Raw genomic sequence first — 16,289 nt, 5'->3', positions numbered from 1 at the left:
TATGTAGAAGTGATCCCACTTATTGACACAAATCTTGTGCCTCATCGTAATTTATCAAATTCCTCACTAGGGGGAGGAAAAGAAGGCTCTCGCTGCACAAATTAGCCGAGTATCTACTCGGCTAACTGATAGTATCATGATTTTACGCTGTTTATTTTTGATCTAGCAACAATTCAAACTCATCAATCTTTGCTTTTACACGATCAATGCTCTGTTGCCAGAAATCTGCTTTTGATAAATCCATCCCCAAGTGCTTATCAACCACATCTTCAGCCATCATAGATCCTGTGTCGCGTAGTAAACTGACATAATCGCTGTAGAACTGCTCACCTTTACTTTCACGCTGTGCGTAAACACCGATGCTAAATAAATAACCAAATAAATATGGGTAGTTGTAAAAACTCACCTCTGAAATAGAGAAATGCAGTTTGCTTGCCCAGAAGTATGGATCAGGCTCAGACATCGACTCTCCATACCACTCCACCCATGTTTTGCTCATCAGTTCACACAATTGAGGTGGAGTAAGTTCACCGTCACTACGCTGCTCGTAGAAACGTTTTTCAAACTCAAAGCGAACCGGAATATTAACCATCAATGCATAGCAGCTTGATAGCTCTTCCCACAACATTTCGAGCTTTTCTTCACGGTTTTGCACTTGTGCCAATAGGTAGTCACGGACAACGTTCTCTGCGAAGATCGAAGCCGTTTCGGCAAGCGTCATTGGATAACGAGTCTGACAAAGTGGCATATCACGCATAACCCAGTTGTGGAATGCGTGGCCCAACTCATGCGCTAACGTAAGTAAATCAGAGCGGCTTCCACCCCATGTCATAAACACTAGTGGCGTGCGTGTCGCAGCGAACTTAGTACAGTATGCACCTAAACGGCGATTTTCTGTCGACTCTGCATCAATCCAACCATTGACCACCATCAAATCAACAAACTCCGCCATCTCAATATCAACTTGAGCAAACGCAGCACGAATAATTTCAATGGCTTGATCAAAACTATAAATCGTCGGTTCAGCGTCGGTTAAACTCGGCATTCCCGCTAGGTGATTCCACGGGCGCATCTGCTGTAAACCATGCACTCGCGCCATTAACTGGCCAGCTTTTTGTCCAATACTGCGGTTATCTTTCGCTGTCGACATCATAGCCTCAAGCGTCGCAGCTTGAATGCGACTACCGTGCAAACTTGGATCTAAGAAATGTACATTTTGTTTGGCTGAACGCTTTTGGTATTCGGTCAGTCGCCAACCCGCCAAAGCATTTAAAATAGCCGCGAATGACTCTTGGTTATCTTTCATCGCAGACTGTATGCCACGCCAAGCAAGCTCTTGATTTTCAAAGTCTGTACCGTACAAAATGCTAGCCGCTTGAGAGAAGCCGACTTTGCTGTTTTGTCCATCCCCCAAAGTCACTTGCAGCGAACCAGTAATATTGTCGTAAAGCCTGCCCCATGCATCACGCCCATCGACTTCTAAGGCTGTCAGCAGTTGTTCTTGCGCCACACTAAGTTTGGTCTTAGCAAGCCTGCGTGTACACTCAATTTGAAACGCTTGTCCTGCGACATCGGGGCTGGCATGACTCAGCAGCTCATTGATGAAGTTTTCCGATGCCATGGTCAGCGTGTTCTCGAATGGAGCAAAGGCTTGCGATAACTCTGAGCTTAGTTTAGCCACTCGACCAACGAGACCTTTGGCTTGGGTGTCCGTTGCGTCAATAGACGCATGACACTGCGCAAATGTATTGATTGTCGCAAGTAGCTTTCCTGCCGCTTCACTGGTCTGAATGGCATTCTGAGTCACAGACACCGACTCGCGATTATCGACATGTAGTCCTAACGCTTGAATACACTGTTTGATTAATTCGATATCTTGTTCGATTTTTGGGTCATTAAGATCTTGATAAGCAATGGATAAGTTCCAGCTAGGTGCGGTCATGATAATTCCTTCGCTCCGATTAACGGTTTTCCTATCATGCAAACCCGAAAATAGTTCTGATCTGCTTGAGTAATTTGAATATGGGTTAAAGATTGGTGAGCAATGCTCAATGTCGAATAAAGTGCGGCATTACCCCAATCTAGCGCAAGTAGTCTCGCAAGAATCATTCTAATCGTACCGCCATGACAGACGATTAATGTGTCTTTGTCGACAGTTCTAGCAAACTCGTCCCAAGTGGTTGAGATTCTGCTGTAAAAGTCGCTCAATGTTTCCGAATTCGGCAGTGGATTTTGCTTGGGGTCTTGCCAAAAAGCATCCAACAGAGGCCATGATGACTTTGCCTTTGCAAAAGGAACGCCATCTAAGTCGCCAAAGTATGCCTCTTTCCAATCAGCATTGACCATGAACTCAAGAGCTGGTCTATTTGCATAGAGAAGCTTTGACAGATCGTAGCAACGTTTAAGCGGTGAAGTTTGCAACGCAGCAAAACCGAGTTCTTGTTTTAGGAGAATACGGCAAATCTCGGCTTGTTTATCAGCAGCCACCTCAACATCGGTATGACCATATAAAGCAGGTTCTCCCACTGTTTTACCATGACGAAGAAGATAAATATTAATTGTCTTTGGCATTTACTTCTCTTTAGTTTCTTTCAAGGTCATTGGTAAACCAGCAGCCACAAACGTCACTTTATCCGCAACTCTTGCAATGGCTTGATTCATCCACCCCGCGTGATCCACAAACAGCCGAGAGACTTCGCCAAGAGGTATAACCCCCAACCCAACTTCGTTTGAAACCATTAAGATATCGGCTTTCGAGTGCTCAAGCGCAAGTACGAGTTTCTCGACTTGTTGCTTTATCGCGTGGTCATTGAGGGTGGCGCCATCATTGTAGATCACATTGTTAAGCCACAGTGTTAAGCAGTCAATCAGCACCACGTCTGTTGCTGTGAATTGAGAAATTAGACCGACAAGGTCAATCGGACATTCATGCTCGATCCAACTGTCACCACGGGAGGCCTGATGATGGGCAACTCGTTGTTTCATTTCATTATCAAACGCAATCGCCGTCGCGACATAATGTTTAGAATTACCAAGGCATATATTTTCTGTCTGGGCTTCTGCAAAACTCGACTTCCCTGAGCGCGCACCACCGAGAATCAAATGAATCGTCATTAGCTATTTATCTCAATCGCGATCAGTGTGAGGTAGATTAGCAGCTCTGCAATTTGTTGGCCTGCGCCAAGGCAGTCTCCAGTAAAGCCACCGATACGAGCGGTTAACCAACGCTTAAACACCCCTCTAAAGATCAACATCACGACAACCAACAACGCTGTTGTTGTCAAACCAAGCAATAGGCATGGAATCAAGCCGCTAACAATCAATACCACAAGTTCGGTGCTTGATTGTCGCTGAGCAAGAGGCTTGCTTTTGCTGGTATCATTATCACTAACATAAGGCATATCATAAATCAGCGAGGCTGCGACAGCTCGACTTAAGGTATAGGCCACTAAGATAAACAGTAAAATTTGCTCAAACTGAATCAATTCAGACAACAGGACAAACTTTCCAAGTAACACCATGACCAATGCACTGGCACCATATGTTCCAATGCGGCTGTCTTTCATAATGGTCAAACGGCGTTCGACCGTCATTCCACCCCCTATCCCATCAGCCATATCAGTCAAACCATCTTCATGAAATGCCCCAGTGAGCAGCAGACTGAACATCATCATAGTGAAGATGGAAACACTGGCAGGAAAAATAAGCTGAGAAGCCCATAGAACCAACGCACACAAACTACCGAGCAACAAACCAACTAAGGCAAAATATCGCCCTGCTTGGTTCATGCGTTGTTCACTGTAAGGCGTATTTTTTGGCATTGGAATGCGAGAGAAGAACCCCAAAGCCAAGATGAATAACTGATATTGATACTTAAGCGCAGGCATCAGTCGACAACCACTCCCGCTTGTTCAAAACTTGCCATAGTGTTGTAGAACTCAGCCGCTGCACGTACTAAAGGCATGGCTAAAACGGCCCCCGTTCCTTCACCCAATCTAAGTGAAAGATCGAGTAAAGGCCGGGCATCCAATTGTGACAATAAATATTGGTGACCCGCTTCATGAGACTGGTGGGCAAAAATCATCACGTCTCGACAACTTGGATCGATAAGCGATGCAGCGTAGGCAGCAGCCGAAACAATAAAGCCATCAACAATAACAGGGGTGTTGCTTTCTCCAGCGGCGAGGAATCCCCCGACCATTTGAACGATTTCAAAACCGCCGACTTCTGCAAGGACTTCAATAATGCCTAAGCCTGCACAGCGTGAAACGCCACTTTCTACAAGCTCGACTTTTTTCACCCACTGCTCATCACTGATCCCTGTCCCGCGGCCAACACACTCTTTAGCGGCTCGGCCACTCAGAGCACTTAGAATCGCGGCGGCACTACTGGTGTTACCAATGCCCATCTCGCCAAACATCACTATGTTTGACCCCGCATCGATAATGCTTTTGACTAGCTGCTTACCCAGTTCAATTCCCTGCTCTGCCGTAACTAGGCTCATAGCAGCTTGATTGGCAAAGTTGTTGGTTCGCTTACCTAATCGCTGCACAATAAAGTTGTCCGCATCTTGCTCGACGGGAATTAAAATGCCCGTATCCACGACTCTAAGCTCAACTTGATTGGTTCGACAAAAGCAGTTGATTGCCGCACCACCTGCTAGAAAATTAAGTACCATCTGTTGTGTGACTGCGCTCGGTGCAATGCTCACACCTTCATCAGCAATTCCATGATCACCGGCAAAGACAATTGCCATTGGCTTGCTAAGCTCAATACTTGTGACGGCGTCACTATAAACCTGACTTTGAATCAGTGCGACTTGATGAGCAAGCGCTTCTAACTGTCCTAACGCACCCAAAGGTTTGGTTTTTTGGTTAATACGATGCCAAATAGCATCCGAATAAGTTTGGTTCAACATAGTTTTATTACTTAGGTCTTGCAACAGAGAAGACGTTTTCAAGCGTGGCATATTGACTGCCACCTAAACGAGATAGAGGGTTTACTTTAAGTGCGTCAACCACCAAGCGATCACTGCGCTCACCGATAACATTAGGATCGACGTACACCTTTTCGATTTCTGCAAAAATAAGGCTTTGTGGCGCTTCGCCTATCTCTTTCACTTCGTACAATTTACACGCAAACGCGATTGGGCAATCTTTTACTCTTGGTAAATCAAAACCATCAAAATCGGCTAACTCTAACCCTGTCGCCTCAATCTCAGATTCGCCATGATCGAGTGTCGCAGCCGTTTGAGTCACCTCGTTGGCGGAGTCATGATGCGCAATATGAATGACCAGTTTTCCGGTTTCCAGCACATTGCGTGTTGTATCTTTCACCTCACCAGAAGGCTTTTTACCGACTGAAAACATCAATAAAGGTGGATTACTTGCAACAGCGGTAAAATAAGAAAATGGTGCTAAGTTGTAGTTACCTTGTTCAGAGTCAGTCAACACCCAAGCAATGGGCCTTGGTATTACAGTCTGCGTCATCAAATGATAAATTTGGGTTGGTGCAAGCGTACTAAGCTCTATGTTCATCCCTTACCTTCCTTAGCGGTTCCTATTGGAACGAGTGTAACTTGAAATCAAAGAGTTAACACGCTTTTCCAGCAAACCTTTGTCTTTCTGATTGGTAGAATAATCCGTCAAGTTGAGAACAAAACTGAAATTTTTCGTCAAAGCACCTATTCTCTAAGCTAGGGAGAGCGTTTATAACGGCACAAACTGTGCATTATTTTTCGTCGTGACAATATTTTCTCCCCATTGATAGTGCAAGGAGGTTTTATGATTGCCAATCAACAATCGAAAAAACAAAAACAGAACAAACCACAACGTAACCAAAAGAAAGTTCCTCTATCATTAACTTAACCACAAGAGCAGACCTCGCCTAAGTGCGAGGTCTTGTTGGTTTCCATCCACTGCTTTATCTGCGGTTTAGTTTTGCTTTTCAATGTATCAATATTGTTTCAGATCACAGACATCGACGTTTGATTGTAAGATGCTCAACCATTCACCCAATGTGTATTTGCAGATAGGTTTGTTCATCTTGGAAAACTCTAACAACATCACTGTAATTATTGCGGGCAGCACAGGCCTGATAGGTAACGAGCTGATCAAGCAGATGTTAGAACGCGACCCTATCAAGCACATCTATGCCCTGACCCGCCGCACACTGCCCTTCTTTCACCCGAAGCTTGAACAGCTTCAACACCCTGAGCTGCGCATCCAAGAGTGGGTAGAGGAGAAACCAAGGCCACAATTTGGTTTTATCTGCTTAGGAACGACGCTCAAACAGGCGGGATCAAAACAAGCACTAGAGAAAGTTGACTATCAGCTAGTGTGCGATATCGCTCAAGAGATGAAGCTGCTTGGTGTAAAGCAAATAGCCGTGGTTTCAAGCTATGGTGCGTCGGCTCGTGCTTTTTCTCATTACCTGCGCTGTAAAGGGCGCATGGAGCTAACCATTGAACGTATGGGTTTTGAGCGAGTGGTATTTGTTAGATCTGGGCCATTAAAAGGATTAAGAGAGCAACCGCGCCAAGATGAGGTGGTCGTCCAAACCATGTTGAAAGTCTGTCAGCCGCTTATGATTGGTCCACTTGCCAAGCTGATCCCAATTGATGCTGCTGATGTCGCATTAGCCATGCAATATTCGCTGTTTTCTCACTCGAACAAAAAATTAGAAATACTAGATACCGTTGCGATGCGAAACTTGATTAAAAAGTATCAATAAACTGCTCAGTTTCACCCTCATATGAACAACTTCCCCCCCTATTGATGCATGTTAATAACTGTTCGCTATATTTCATGCTCTTTTGTAACTTCAATTAAGCATTTCAAATCATTACCCTTCATACCGAATAAAATTCCATAAGATATTATTTTTATCAATATCACCTCCAAAAACTAAAGGATATTCATATATGTCAGTAGTGGTTATCGCATCGTTAGCGATATTTGTTGGCATTCTCTTTTTCCTCTATGGACAACAGAAAAAAGAGAACACCCTATCGCGACTCGTCTTACTTGGCCTAGTTTTGGGCAGTGTGTTTGGATTAGCACTTCAGCTCATTTTCGGTGAAGGTGACCCTGTCATCGCTCAAACTCTTGAATGGGTAAATGTGGTAGGCCGTGGCTATGTTGGCCTACTAAAAATGGTAATCATGCCACTGGTCTTGGTTTCCATGATCGCTGCGGTAGTTAAGCTAGAGAAAGGTGGTGCTCTCGGAAAGATCTCTGGTATAACAATTTCAGTTTTACTTGCGACCACCGCAATATCAGCCTTGATAGGTATTATTGTTACTCAAGCGTTTGGTCTAAGCGCGGAAGGCTTAACTGAAGGTGCTCGTGAAACAGCGCGTATCGCGGCACTAGAAACGCGTGCAGATCACGTGAGTGATCTTACTATCCCGCAAATGCTGGTAAGCTTTATTCCAACCAATCCATTTGCCGATCTGACAGGCGCTCGTTCTACTTCTATCATTGCCGTGGTTATCTTTGGTGTACTAACCGGTATTGCTGCGCGTAAAGTAATGGCTGAGAAGCAAGAGCTGGAATCACCAATTCGCACTTTTGTAGAAGCGGCCCAATCTATTGTTATGCGCTTAGTTAAGATGATCATGGCACTCACGCCTTATGGCATTGCGGCTTTGATGGCAAAAGTAGTCGCCACTTCAAGTGCTTCAGACATCCTTAATCTACTCGGCTTTATCATCGCGTCGTATGTGGCTATTGCGCTGATGTTTGTGGTTCATGGTATCTTAGTCTCTTTCGTAGGCATTAGTCCTAAAGAGTACTTCCAGAAGATTTGGCCTGTACTGACCTTCGCATTTACCTCACGTAGTTCAGCAGCAACCATTCCTTTGAACGTTGAAGCGCAGATCAACAAGCTTGGTGTTCCACCAGCGATCGCTAACCTATCCGCTTCGTTTGGCGCAACCATAGGTCAAAACGGCTGTGCTGGCATTTACCCTGCGATGTTAGCAGTAATGGTCGCACCAAGCGTAGGTATCGACCCAATGGACATCAACTTCATCCTTTCTTTGATTGCCATTATTGTGATTAGCTCATTTGGTATCGCTGGTGTGGGGGGCGGTGCAACCTTCGCAGCCCTGATTGTGTTGCCAGCAATGGGGTTACCAGTGACTATCGCTGCGCTATTAATCTCTATTGAACCACTTATTGATATGGCACGTACCGCACTAAACGTTTCAGGCGCAATGACAGCGGGCAGCATTACTAGCCGCTTAATGAAGCAAACAGTAAAAGATGAAGAGCTAGAAACGCAACAAGCGTGATCTGGCTAAGCACTCAGCATATAATGGGAAATGGTCGGCAGAAACGGCCATTTTCTTTCATTTCACGACATACTAGACGAGTCATTTTTGGCTATCGCATACTCATAAAAAGCAACTAGCCCTTCACCACCATCGCGTTCGACGAAACCTAGTTTTTTAAGCAAATGCGCAGAAGCAAGATTAGAGCGATCTACTCCGCCTATCAGTTTATTCCAGGGCTCAGACATAGAGACCTCTTGGATAAAGCCTTTGAGCAGTTCACTGGCTAACCCCTTACCCCAATATTCTTCAGCCAGCAAGTAACCAATATGAGCATCTCGCTGATTTTCTATATGAATAAATAGAAAACCAATCACCTCGTCAGCGGCTGATTTTACTTGCAGTAAACGACTATCTGACAGCATTCTATCAAGCCAAACCTGCGCTAAGTCAGCTGAGCTGATCGCATGAAAATACGGTGGCAAATTTTCGACAACAGAGGGCGTTAAGATCTCAGGTACACGCATCAGCAAAGCGTGCCACTCCTGAGGTGAAACTTGACTCTCTATCTCAGCAATATGCATCCTTGCAGTGGTAAATGACATGACCATATAACCTACCTAACTGGTAAAATAATTAATAAACGCTGACTTCTATCAAATTTGAGTCAGGGTCCAAAAAGTAGACCGATTGGATTGTTCCATTGGCAAAGGTGGCTAATCAAACAATCCTCCTCAATCATTGATTACGATGCACAACCTACGATTGGAAAGATAGCCATCCAACACTATAATCTTCACCTAGCCCTCCTTGTAGTTTTAAAGTTTAATCCAATACGGGTCTAAAAAAGCTTCGCTCGTAGCTAATAACACAATCGGTCTCCTCGGCGAATTTAAATGCCGCAATGCACTCATCATCTTTAAAAGAATCGGTACGATACGATTCATACTCCGCCAGGCTTGGAAATGTAAACAGTGCTAAGGCGATATTATTCGCACCTTCAGAAGGTAAAAAGTAACCATGGTGCTGTCCGCCAAATTTAGCGACCAGCGGAATCCACATTTTGGCGTACCGCTCAAACTCACTCACTTTCTTTGGATCTATCACGTACTTAAGATAACAGGTAACCATCTTTTGAACTCCTTTTTAAGGTTTAAGCTATCGGTCCCGATAATTGTTAGCTAACGAAATACTGCTTGAACTCATCACTTGGCTCTCTACCTGAATACAAGTAAACCGAGTTGCCGTTAGAAACTAAAACAGATTCTGGCGAACAATTAGTCACCGAAGTTCTACTATACTGCGAGTTGGAAGATTATGTCTCTACCGTTTCTCAATCCAAAGTTAAAATAGTGAATAAATCTCGCTACTGAGATATTGCAAAAGCCACACAACCGCCCAAAACTCGACCTCTCGCCCTTCTAATCCCTTAACTCCATTGCCTTGTTGTCACGGCAGTGGTCTAATACCCAAGTGAATTTCAAACCCTTGGTAATAAAGACAATGCAGCAAGAGCATCAACCTACGTTTTTCTTTTTTGATTATGAGACGTGGGGAACTAGCCCAGCGAAAGATCGACCATGTCAGTTTGCGGGTGTTCGTACCGATATGGACTTCAATATTATTGGTGATCCTCTTGTTATCTATTGCCAACCGCCTGCGGATTATCTTCCGGCACCAGAAGCCGCATTGATCACAGGCATTACGCCACAAACTGCGGAAAGCCAAGGTCTTTCAGAGCCAGAGTTTATCGCTAAGATCCACGAACAACTGGCAACCCCAAACACCATTAGTTTAGGGTACAACAGCATTCGCTTTGATGATGAGGTAACGCGCTACACCTGTTACCGCAACTTTATCGACCCATATGCATGGAGCTGGCAAAACGGGAATTCACGTTGGGATCTACTTGATGTGATGCGTGCGTGTTATGCGCTTCGCCCTGAAGGAGTCAAATGGCCAGAAAACGATGAGGGCTTTATTAGCTTTAAACTAGAGCATTTGTCTGTTGAAAACGGCATTGAGCATGAGAACGCACACGACGCGATGGCGGATGTTATCGCGACGATTGAAATGGCCAAAAAGGTTAAAGAGGCACAACCAAAATTATTTGATTACTTTCTAAGTATGCGTCACAAGCGCAAGCTGAATGAGCTGATTGACATCGTCAACATGACACCATTGATGCACGTTTCAGGTATGTTGGGCAAAGAGTGTAACTACACTAGCTGGGTTGTTCCTGTTGCTTGGCACCCGACTAATCAGAATGCGGTCATTTGTGTTGATTTGGCGAAAGACCCTCAAGCCCTATTGGATTTGGATACCGAGCAGCTTAATGAGCGACTGTATACTAAGCGTTCTGAGCTTGCACCTGACGAGCTTCCAGTCCCTGTTAAGCTTATCCATCTCAATAAGTGCCCTATTCTTGCTCCGGCTAAAACCCTCACTGCTGAAAACGCCGAGAAAATTGGTATTGACCGTGAAAAATGCCTAGAGAACTTAGCTCTACTACGCAAGCACCCTGAAATTCGTGAAAAGCTGATTGGTGTATATGGCATCGAGCGGGAATATGAAAAGAGCAATGATGTCGATAGCATGCTCTACGATGGGTTCTTCTCTCCGGCAGATAAAGCAGCGATGAGCATCATTCGTGAAACTGACCCCAATAACCTATCTGCGCTTGATATTTCATTTAGTGATGACCGTATTGCGCCACTGCTGTTCCGCTATCGCGCGCGAAACTTCCCATGGACGCTCGATGAGTCAGAGCAGCAACGCTGGGCAACGCACTGTCGTGACTACTTCGAAAGTCGTATTGAAGACTACATGCTAAATTTGGAAAACTTAGTTCACGAACATGAAAGTGACGAAAAGAAAATCGTTATTTTAAAATCCATCTACCAATACGTACAAAAGCGAGTATCCTAGTAGTTAAAAATAACAATAATACCAAGTCCTGCACCCTACAACCTAGCTGAGCCCTATCATTCCTATTCACAATCAGGGTTGGCATTTGAATAATTCGAGCCTTCAGTACTCTGAAGGCTCAGCAGTTGGACGACCTTACACTATGCCGAAAACTTTGCTTCAATACGTCGTATCTATGGGGCTGATATTTTTGTGCCTTATCGCGGGCATTAATATTCAACACTTATTAGGTATCTCTATCCCTGGCAGCATCATTGGTATGCTGATTTTATTCGGTCTGCTTGCGAGCGGACTTGTGCCTTCTGAGTGGGTAAAACCGGGCGCTTCTCTTTTTATCCGCTACATGGTATTGCTGTTTGTCCCAATCAGTGTCGGTTTGATGGAGCACTTCGACATGTTGATCGCCAATGCTCTCCCTATCTTGGCCAGCGCAGTTGGTGGTACGTTGATTGTGCTAGTTCTACTTGGCCTGATGCTTGATCGAATGCTTAAAGGAGGACAAAAGTAATGTGGTTAATCGTCACTATTTTTGTTTTCTTTGCTGCCCGTTGGTTATGCCAAAAGATTAGAAGCCCTTTTATGAACCCTTTATTGGTAAGCCTCGTAGTGCTCATTCCATTGCTTACTTACCTTAAAGTACCGTTTGAAACCTATTACGCTGATAATCAGTGGATCAACTACCTACTGCAACCTGCCGTTGTTGCGTTAGCTTATCCTTTATATGAGCAACTACCGCAGATCCGCGCTAATTGGCGTATTATCATGTTAGCCTGCGGCGTAGGTAGTATTATGTCGATGTTTACATCAAGTATGATCGCGGTCTACCTAAAAGCAGATATTTCTTTGATCGCGAGCCTACTGGGTAAATCGGTCACCACTCCAATTGCGATGGAAGTCTCTAGTCACCTCGGTGGCGAGCCCGCAATCGCAGCAATTTTGGTGTTAATCGTTGGCCTGTTTGGCGCGATCTTGGCCTATCCAATCTACAACCTACTTAATATTACTCACCCTATCGCTAAAGGGTTAACCATGGGTACAGTTTCTCATGCGCTCGGTACTGCAACCTGTGCTGAGAAGGATGGTCAAGATGCCGCATTTAGCTCTTTGGCATTAGTCGTTTGCGGTGTGATTACATCAATCCTTGCCCCTTCTTTCTTTACCCTTGCAGTGTGGCTTTCAGCGTAATGGATTATAGTCGAGCTGCAATTTGTGGCTCGACGCATATCACTAAATTGTTTGCTGCAATCGTTATCATGTGTGACATCACTCAAATAATGCAACAAGCAATCGCGTTACAATCACTGTCGTGACACAGATCACCGAAATATTCTCTCCTTTACATAGAATGTAATACCAATATCGGAGTTTACACATTAGCTTCTGGCTCTAAACTCAAAGATATCAACAATGTTTATTAAAGGACTCACTATGAGAAGCCGCATTGAACAGGCGCTATCTGAAGTGCCAAAAAACGTAGCAGATTTCTTATCTCCTATTCTTCTTGCTGACGATTTTGACGCAACGATTTCTTCAGAGCAGTTTGAGCAACTACTCGCGATCTCTGGCCTAGATGATGCTGAACTTCGTGTTGCCCTTCTGCCATTTGCTGCGGCTTATTCGTATGCGCCACTTTCAAACTTCTATGTCGGTGCAATTGTACGCGGCTTGTCTGGCAAACTTTACTTCGGTGCGAATGTAGAGTTTGATGGTGTACAACTTGGGCAGACGGTTCACGCAGAGCAATCCGCCATTAGCCATGCTTGGATGAAAGGTGAACAAGGCGTTGCAGACATTACGATCAATTTTAGCCCTTGTGGTCATTGTCGTCAGTTTATGAATGAGCTATCGACCGCAGACAAGTTAAAGATTCAATTGCCACAGCGCGATAGTAAATCCCTTCAAGAATACTTGCCTGAGTCATTTGGACCATCTGATCTTGGTATCGAATCGGCACTAATGACCACGGTTGATCACGGTAAGCAAAGTAATGAGCAAGATGAATTGCTTCAGCTTGCAATTACCGCATTGAACCGAAGCCATGCACCATACACCCACAACCTAAGTGGTGTGGCAATCAAAATGAAAGATGGCAAAGTTTATCAAGGTGCGTACGCAGAAAACGCAGCGTTTAACCCTAGCTTGCCTCCACTACAAGTTGCTCTAGTTCAGCTTTTGCTCGACCGTCAAGGACTAAATGATATTGAGGCCGCAGCTCTGGTTGAAGTGGAAGCAGGAACAATCAGCCACCTAGCGAATACTCAAGCGACACTTGAAGCGTTAAACCCTGACATACCAATTACTTACTTGGAATTATAAATGAAGAAAGGCGTTAATTTGGCGCCTTTACTTTTTTGGTAGTGCTAGCATCATACATCGAAAAATGGTTTTGAGTCGACTTCCAATTGACTGGGCGCTATGCCTTTTTTAATCGTTAGCTTAGCTGTTTTCATATCAACAAAGCTAACGTCGACAAACCTGTGATATTTGCGCGAGTAAAAACACTTAATCTCTGGTTTTAACGGCTCATTCGCGTTCGACGTCCAAACAATACCAACTCGCCCGTCGCTCAGTTCAACCAAAGCCCCAACGGGGAACACGCCGATACAGTTAATAAACTTATACACGAGTTCTTTGTCTAGATGGCTTGGTGTTAAGCTCAGAATAATCTTAAACGCTTCTGCTGGACTCATGCCTTGCTTGTAACAACGATCTGCAGTCAATGCATCATAAATGTCGACAATACAGCTCATACGCCCGTGAAGAGGTATCTCATCACCTTTGAGCCCTGCAGGGTAACCGTTGCCATCGAGCTTTTCATGGTGCATTAAGCACACGTCTTTGCTTATGTCACTTAAGCCTGCAACGGTCGTGACTATGTGCTGAGCATAAACCTGATGAAGCTTCATATGCTCAAACTCTTCAGGCGTTAATCGGGCTGGTTTATGCAGAACTTTATCATCTACTTTGATCTTGCCAACATCGTGAATAATGCCGCCAATCGCCATTTGTTTAAGCGTATCTCGTGGTAAGCCAAGGTGCTTACCAAATGTCACCAGTAAAGTAGCAACGTTAACGGAATGCTCTAGAAGGTATTCATCCTTGCTACGTAGCGCAGATACACAATGTAGCGCGTCTGAATCAAGCAAAATAGATTCAATCATGTCATCAGCGAGGCTGTCCAGCTCATCGACATGTATCGGTTGACCGTCGAATGTTTGCGTCAAGATCTTGTGCGCAAGCCCCTTCGCTTCCTTGATTATCTTCTGTGCTTTTTTCTGTTGAGAAAAACGACTTACCTTTTTTCGCTTCACTGGAGTGGAAGCTTCTTGCGGCTCATCGACTTCTTCCACGACTTTAACAGGTTTAAAGACGCTTCCTTTTGCTGATAATCCCTTGTCTACCCACGCAAATTTAACTCCATTTTTAACTAGCTGTTTAACAGCTTGTTTAGATGGTACACGTCCCGCATTAGCAAGGTTTACACGTTTACTGTCTTCTATTGCAGTCACAAACATGCCAACAGTCAGCGTATCTATTGGGATTTTTATGGATTTTTCCGGGTCGAACTGCATTAAGTTGGTAGCCCTATAATATTAGGAATTGTTATTTCTATTGATTATAACTCCAAAGATGAGTATTTACGTAATAAGCGCATACAACTGCTCAATTAACACCCAAGTAGTGGCTAGAAAATTGAGCTTTGTCTTGATCCACGCAAAATAGCGGCTCTTTATATCGAGTTTAATCAGCGTTGGAAACTGCTATCACTTGTGGAAAACCCAAAAAGCAAACGTTTGCTTTTTGGGTTTTTATGAGTATCATGCTCGCAAAATTATCTATTCCTCTTCAAATTTTAGGGTTAATTATGTTCGGTACTGCAACTGCATATCATGCAACACGCGTTCTGCTCTTAGGCTCTGGTGAACTCGGAAAAGAGGTCGCCATCGAATGTCAACGTCTCGGCCTTGAAGTGATCGCATGCGATCGATATGAAAATGCGCCAGCGATGCAAGTCGCCCATCGCAGTTATACACTCGATATGCTTGATGGTGATGCACTGCAAGCGATCATCGAAAAAGAAAAGCCAAATTACGTAGTCCCTGAAATTGAAGCTATTGCAACAGATACTTTGGTCGAGTTAGAAACTCAAGGTTTGAACGTTGTACCTTCTGCAAAAGCAACCAAACTAACAATGAACCGCGAAGGTATTCGCCGCTTAGCTGCTGAAGAACTCAACCTCACAACATCTCCCTATCGCTTTGCAGACAATTATGAAGAGTTTGTGGTTGCGGTAGAAACGGTAGGCTTACCTTGTGTCTGTAAACCAGTCATGAGTTCGTCTGGTAAGGGGCAAAGCGTTCTCAAATCCGCTAAAGATATCGACAAGGCGTGGAACTATGCTCAAGAAGGCGGGCGTACTGGAGCAGGTCGTGTGATTGTTGAGGGTTTCATTGACTTCGATTATGAGATTACACTCCTTACCGTTCGCGCAGTCGATGGCGTTCACTTCTGCGCGCCGATTGGTCACCGTCAGGAAGATGGCGACTACCGTGAGTCATGGCAGCCACAGCACATGACAGACAAAGCACTATCATCCGCGCAAGAAGCCGCTGGAAAAGTCGTGAATGCACTTGGTGGGCACGGTATCTTTGGTGTCGAGTTGTTCGTTAAAGGCGATACCGTGATCTTCAATGAAGTCTCCCCTCGCCCTCATGACACGGGTTTGGTCACTTTAATGTCACAAGACAGTTCCGAGTTTGCCCTTCACGTACGCGCATTCACTGGAATGCCTATCTCAGACATCACTCACTATGGCCCAGCCGCTTCTGCGGTAATTTTAGGCCAGGGCACATCAACGGATATTCGATTTGAAGGTCTTGAGAATGCCCTAGCTGCACCACAAACTCAACTTCGCTTGTTTGGCAAGCCAGATATTGATGGTCGCCGCCGTCTTGGCGTTGCAATCACTCGTCGCAACTCTATCGAACAAGCGATTGAGGACGCTAAACACAGTGCAGGTAAAGTTAAAATTATCTACTAAGGTCTTTAGTCGATAGAAAAAGGCTTGGTCGTTATAACCAAGCCT

The 16,289-nt window shown here is 44.7% G+C and carries 16 protein-coding genes; 7 read left to right on the top strand and 9 right to left on the bottom strand.

Translation table 11 applies throughout. The features are described 5' to 3' along the window. Positions 1–151 precede the first annotated feature (151 nt). From ZX61_RS07015 to ZX61_RS06990, 6 genes are read right to left on the bottom strand one after another with little or no spacing between them, the layout of a single operon-like run. A complete protein-coding gene (locus ZX61_RS07015) occupies positions 152–1,942 on the bottom strand; it encodes a M3 family oligoendopeptidase (RefSeq protein WP_049843969.1) in 1,791 nt (596 codons plus the stop codon). Next, positions 1,939–2,571: a histidine phosphatase family protein gene (locus ZX61_RS07010; RefSeq protein ID WP_049843968.1), complete on the bottom strand. Its 633-nt coding sequence runs from the start codon at positions 2,569–2,571 to the stop codon at positions 1,939–1,941. The genes ZX61_RS07015 and ZX61_RS07010 overlap by 4 nt, the downstream gene beginning before the upstream one ends. Further along, positions 2,572–3,114 carry a bifunctional adenosylcobinamide kinase/adenosylcobinamide-phosphate guanylyltransferase gene (gene cobU / locus ZX61_RS07005; RefSeq protein ID WP_049843967.1) on the bottom strand — a complete coding sequence of 181 codons (543 nt, stop codon included), beginning with the start codon at positions 3,112–3,114 and terminating at the stop codon, positions 2,572–2,574. Next, positions 3,114–3,887 carry an adenosylcobinamide-GDP ribazoletransferase gene (locus ZX61_RS07000; protein ID WP_049843966.1) on the bottom strand — a complete coding sequence of 258 codons (774 nt, stop codon included), beginning with the start codon at positions 3,885–3,887 and terminating at the stop codon, positions 3,114–3,116. Before ZX61_RS07000 ends, cobU begins: the two co-directional genes overlap by 1 nt. Then, on the bottom strand, positions 3,887–4,918 hold the full coding sequence (gene cobT / locus ZX61_RS06995) for a nicotinate-nucleotide--dimethylbenzimidazole phosphoribosyltransferase (RefSeq protein ID WP_049844110.1): 1,032 nt from the start codon (positions 4,916–4,918) through the stop codon (positions 3,887–3,889). Before cobT ends, ZX61_RS07000 begins: the two co-directional genes overlap by 1 nt. A gap of 7 nt (positions 4,919–4,925) precedes the next feature. Then, positions 4,926–5,537, bottom strand: coding sequence for a flavin reductase family protein (locus tag ZX61_RS06990; protein WP_049843965.1), 612 nt, complete (start codon positions 5,535–5,537; stop codon positions 4,926–4,928). Positions 5,538–5,997: 460 nt separating this feature from the next. Here ZX61_RS06990 and ZX61_RS06985 point away from each other — a divergent pair, with 460 nt between their 5' ends. Both ZX61_RS06985 and ZX61_RS06980 read left to right on the top strand, forming a co-directional pair. Further along, positions 5,998–6,732, top strand: coding sequence for a nucleoside-diphosphate sugar epimerase (locus ZX61_RS06985; RefSeq protein WP_049843964.1), 735 nt, complete (start codon positions 5,998–6,000; stop codon positions 6,730–6,732). A 190-nt stretch (positions 6,733–6,922) separates the two neighbouring features. Then, positions 6,923–8,296: an L-cystine transporter gene (locus ZX61_RS06980; RefSeq protein WP_049843963.1), complete on the top strand. Its 1,374-nt coding sequence runs from the start codon at positions 6,923–6,925 to the stop codon at positions 8,294–8,296. Between the two features lie 62 nt (positions 8,297–8,358). Here the strand turns inward: ZX61_RS06980 and ZX61_RS06975 are convergent, their stop codons facing one another. Continuing rightward, a complete protein-coding gene (locus ZX61_RS06975; protein WP_049843962.1) occupies positions 8,359–8,886 on the bottom strand; it encodes a GNAT family N-acetyltransferase in 528 nt (175 codons plus the stop codon). A gap of 214 nt (positions 8,887–9,100) precedes the next feature. After that, complete coding sequence (locus ZX61_RS06970; RefSeq protein ID WP_049843961.1) at positions 9,101–9,406, bottom strand: NIPSNAP family protein; 306 nt, start codon at positions 9,404–9,406, stop codon at positions 9,101–9,103. A gap of 372 nt (positions 9,407–9,778) precedes the next feature. On the opposite strand from ZX61_RS06970, the gene sbcB reads away from it, so the two are divergent. The 4 genes from sbcB (at position 9,779) to cdd (ending at position 13,519) form a co-directional block, all read left to right on the top strand. Further along, entirely contained in the window at positions 9,779–11,203 is a 1,425-nt protein-coding gene (sbcB, locus tag ZX61_RS06965; RefSeq protein ID WP_049843960.1) for an exodeoxyribonuclease I, read from the top strand. A gap of 142 nt (positions 11,204–11,345) precedes the next feature. Continuing rightward, positions 11,346–11,711 carry a CidA/LrgA family protein gene (locus tag ZX61_RS06960; protein WP_049843959.1) on the top strand — a complete coding sequence of 122 codons (366 nt, stop codon included), beginning with the start codon at positions 11,346–11,348 and terminating at the stop codon, positions 11,709–11,711. Further along, positions 11,711–12,388, top strand: coding sequence for a CidB/LrgB family autolysis modulator (locus tag ZX61_RS06955; protein ID WP_049843958.1), 678 nt, complete (start codon positions 11,711–11,713; stop codon positions 12,386–12,388). The genes ZX61_RS06960 and ZX61_RS06955 overlap by 1 nt, the downstream gene beginning before the upstream one ends. A 243-nt stretch (positions 12,389–12,631) precedes the next feature. Then, entirely contained in the window at positions 12,632–13,519 is an 888-nt protein-coding gene (cdd, locus tag ZX61_RS06950; protein WP_049844109.1) for a cytidine deaminase, read from the top strand. Between the two features lie 50 nt (positions 13,520–13,569). Here cdd and ZX61_RS06945 read toward each other — a convergent pair whose 3' ends face one another. Next, positions 13,570–14,775, bottom strand: coding sequence for an HD-GYP domain-containing protein (locus ZX61_RS06945; RefSeq protein ID WP_049843957.1), 1,206 nt, complete (start codon positions 14,773–14,775; stop codon positions 13,570–13,572). Between the two features lie 293 nt (positions 14,776–15,068). Here ZX61_RS06945 and purT point away from each other — a divergent pair, with 293 nt between their 5' ends. Then, positions 15,069–16,244 (top strand): formate-dependent phosphoribosylglycinamide formyltransferase, encoded by a 1,176-nt coding sequence (purT, locus tag ZX61_RS06940; protein ID WP_049844108.1) that lies wholly within the window; start codon positions 15,069–15,071, stop codon positions 16,242–16,244. Positions 16,245–16,289: the final 45 nt, after the last annotated feature.

This window comes from Vibrio sp. VPAP30 (assembly GCF_001188205.1).
Lineage (GTDB): Bacteria > Pseudomonadota > Gammaproteobacteria > Enterobacterales > Vibrionaceae > Vibrio > Vibrio bivalvicida.
This window is presented reverse-complemented; position numbering and strand designations above follow the sequence as displayed.

What these genes read in the sequence shown, in the direction of transcription:
- ZX61_RS07015 (WP_049843969.1), bottom strand. Translation starts at nt 1,942, where the DNA reads ATGACCGCACCTAGCTGGAACTTATCCATTGCTTATCAAGATCTTAAT.
- ZX61_RS07010 (WP_049843968.1), bottom strand. Translation starts at nt 2,571, where the DNA reads ATGCCAAAGACAATTAATATTTATCTTCTTCGTCATGGTAAAACAGTG.
- cobU (WP_049843967.1), bottom strand. Translation starts at nt 3,114, where the DNA reads ATGACGATTCATTTGATTCTCGGTGGTGCGCGCTCAGGGAAGTCGAGT.
- ZX61_RS07000 (WP_049843966.1), bottom strand. Translation starts at nt 3,887, where the DNA reads ATGCCTGCGCTTAAGTATCAATATCAGTTATTCATCTTGGCTTTGGGG.
- cobT (WP_049844110.1), bottom strand. Translation starts at nt 4,918, where the DNA reads ATGTTGAACCAAACTTATTCGGATGCTATTTGGCATCGTATTAACCAA.
- ZX61_RS06990 (WP_049843965.1), bottom strand. Translation starts at nt 5,537, where the DNA reads ATGAACATAGAGCTTAGTACGCTTGCACCAACCCAAATTTATCATTTG.
- ZX61_RS06985 (WP_049843964.1), top strand. Translation starts at nt 5,998, where the DNA reads ATGCTCAACCATTCACCCAATGTGTATTTGCAGATAGGTTTGTTCATC.
- ZX61_RS06980 (WP_049843963.1), top strand. Translation starts at nt 6,923, where the DNA reads ATGTCAGTAGTGGTTATCGCATCGTTAGCGATATTTGTTGGCATTCTC.
- ZX61_RS06975 (WP_049843962.1), bottom strand. Translation starts at nt 8,886, where the DNA reads ATGGTCATGTCATTTACCACTGCAAGGATGCATATTGCTGAGATAGAG.
- ZX61_RS06970 (WP_049843961.1), bottom strand. Translation starts at nt 9,406, where the DNA reads ATGGTTACCTGTTATCTTAAGTACGTGATAGATCCAAAGAAAGTGAGT.
- sbcB (WP_049843960.1), top strand. Translation starts at nt 9,779, where the DNA reads ATGCAGCAAGAGCATCAACCTACGTTTTTCTTTTTTGATTATGAGACG.
- ZX61_RS06960 (WP_049843959.1), top strand. Translation starts at nt 11,346, where the DNA reads ATGCCGAAAACTTTGCTTCAATACGTCGTATCTATGGGGCTGATATTT.
- ZX61_RS06955 (WP_049843958.1), top strand. Translation starts at nt 11,711, where the DNA reads ATGTGGTTAATCGTCACTATTTTTGTTTTCTTTGCTGCCCGTTGGTTA.
- cdd (WP_049844109.1), top strand. Translation starts at nt 12,632, where the DNA reads ATGAGAAGCCGCATTGAACAGGCGCTATCTGAAGTGCCAAAAAACGTA.
- ZX61_RS06945 (WP_049843957.1), bottom strand. Translation starts at nt 14,775, where the DNA reads ATGCAGTTCGACCCGGAAAAATCCATAAAAATCCCAATAGATACGCTG.
- purT (WP_049844108.1), top strand. Translation starts at nt 15,069, where the DNA reads ATGTTCGGTACTGCAACTGCATATCATGCAACACGCGTTCTGCTCTTA.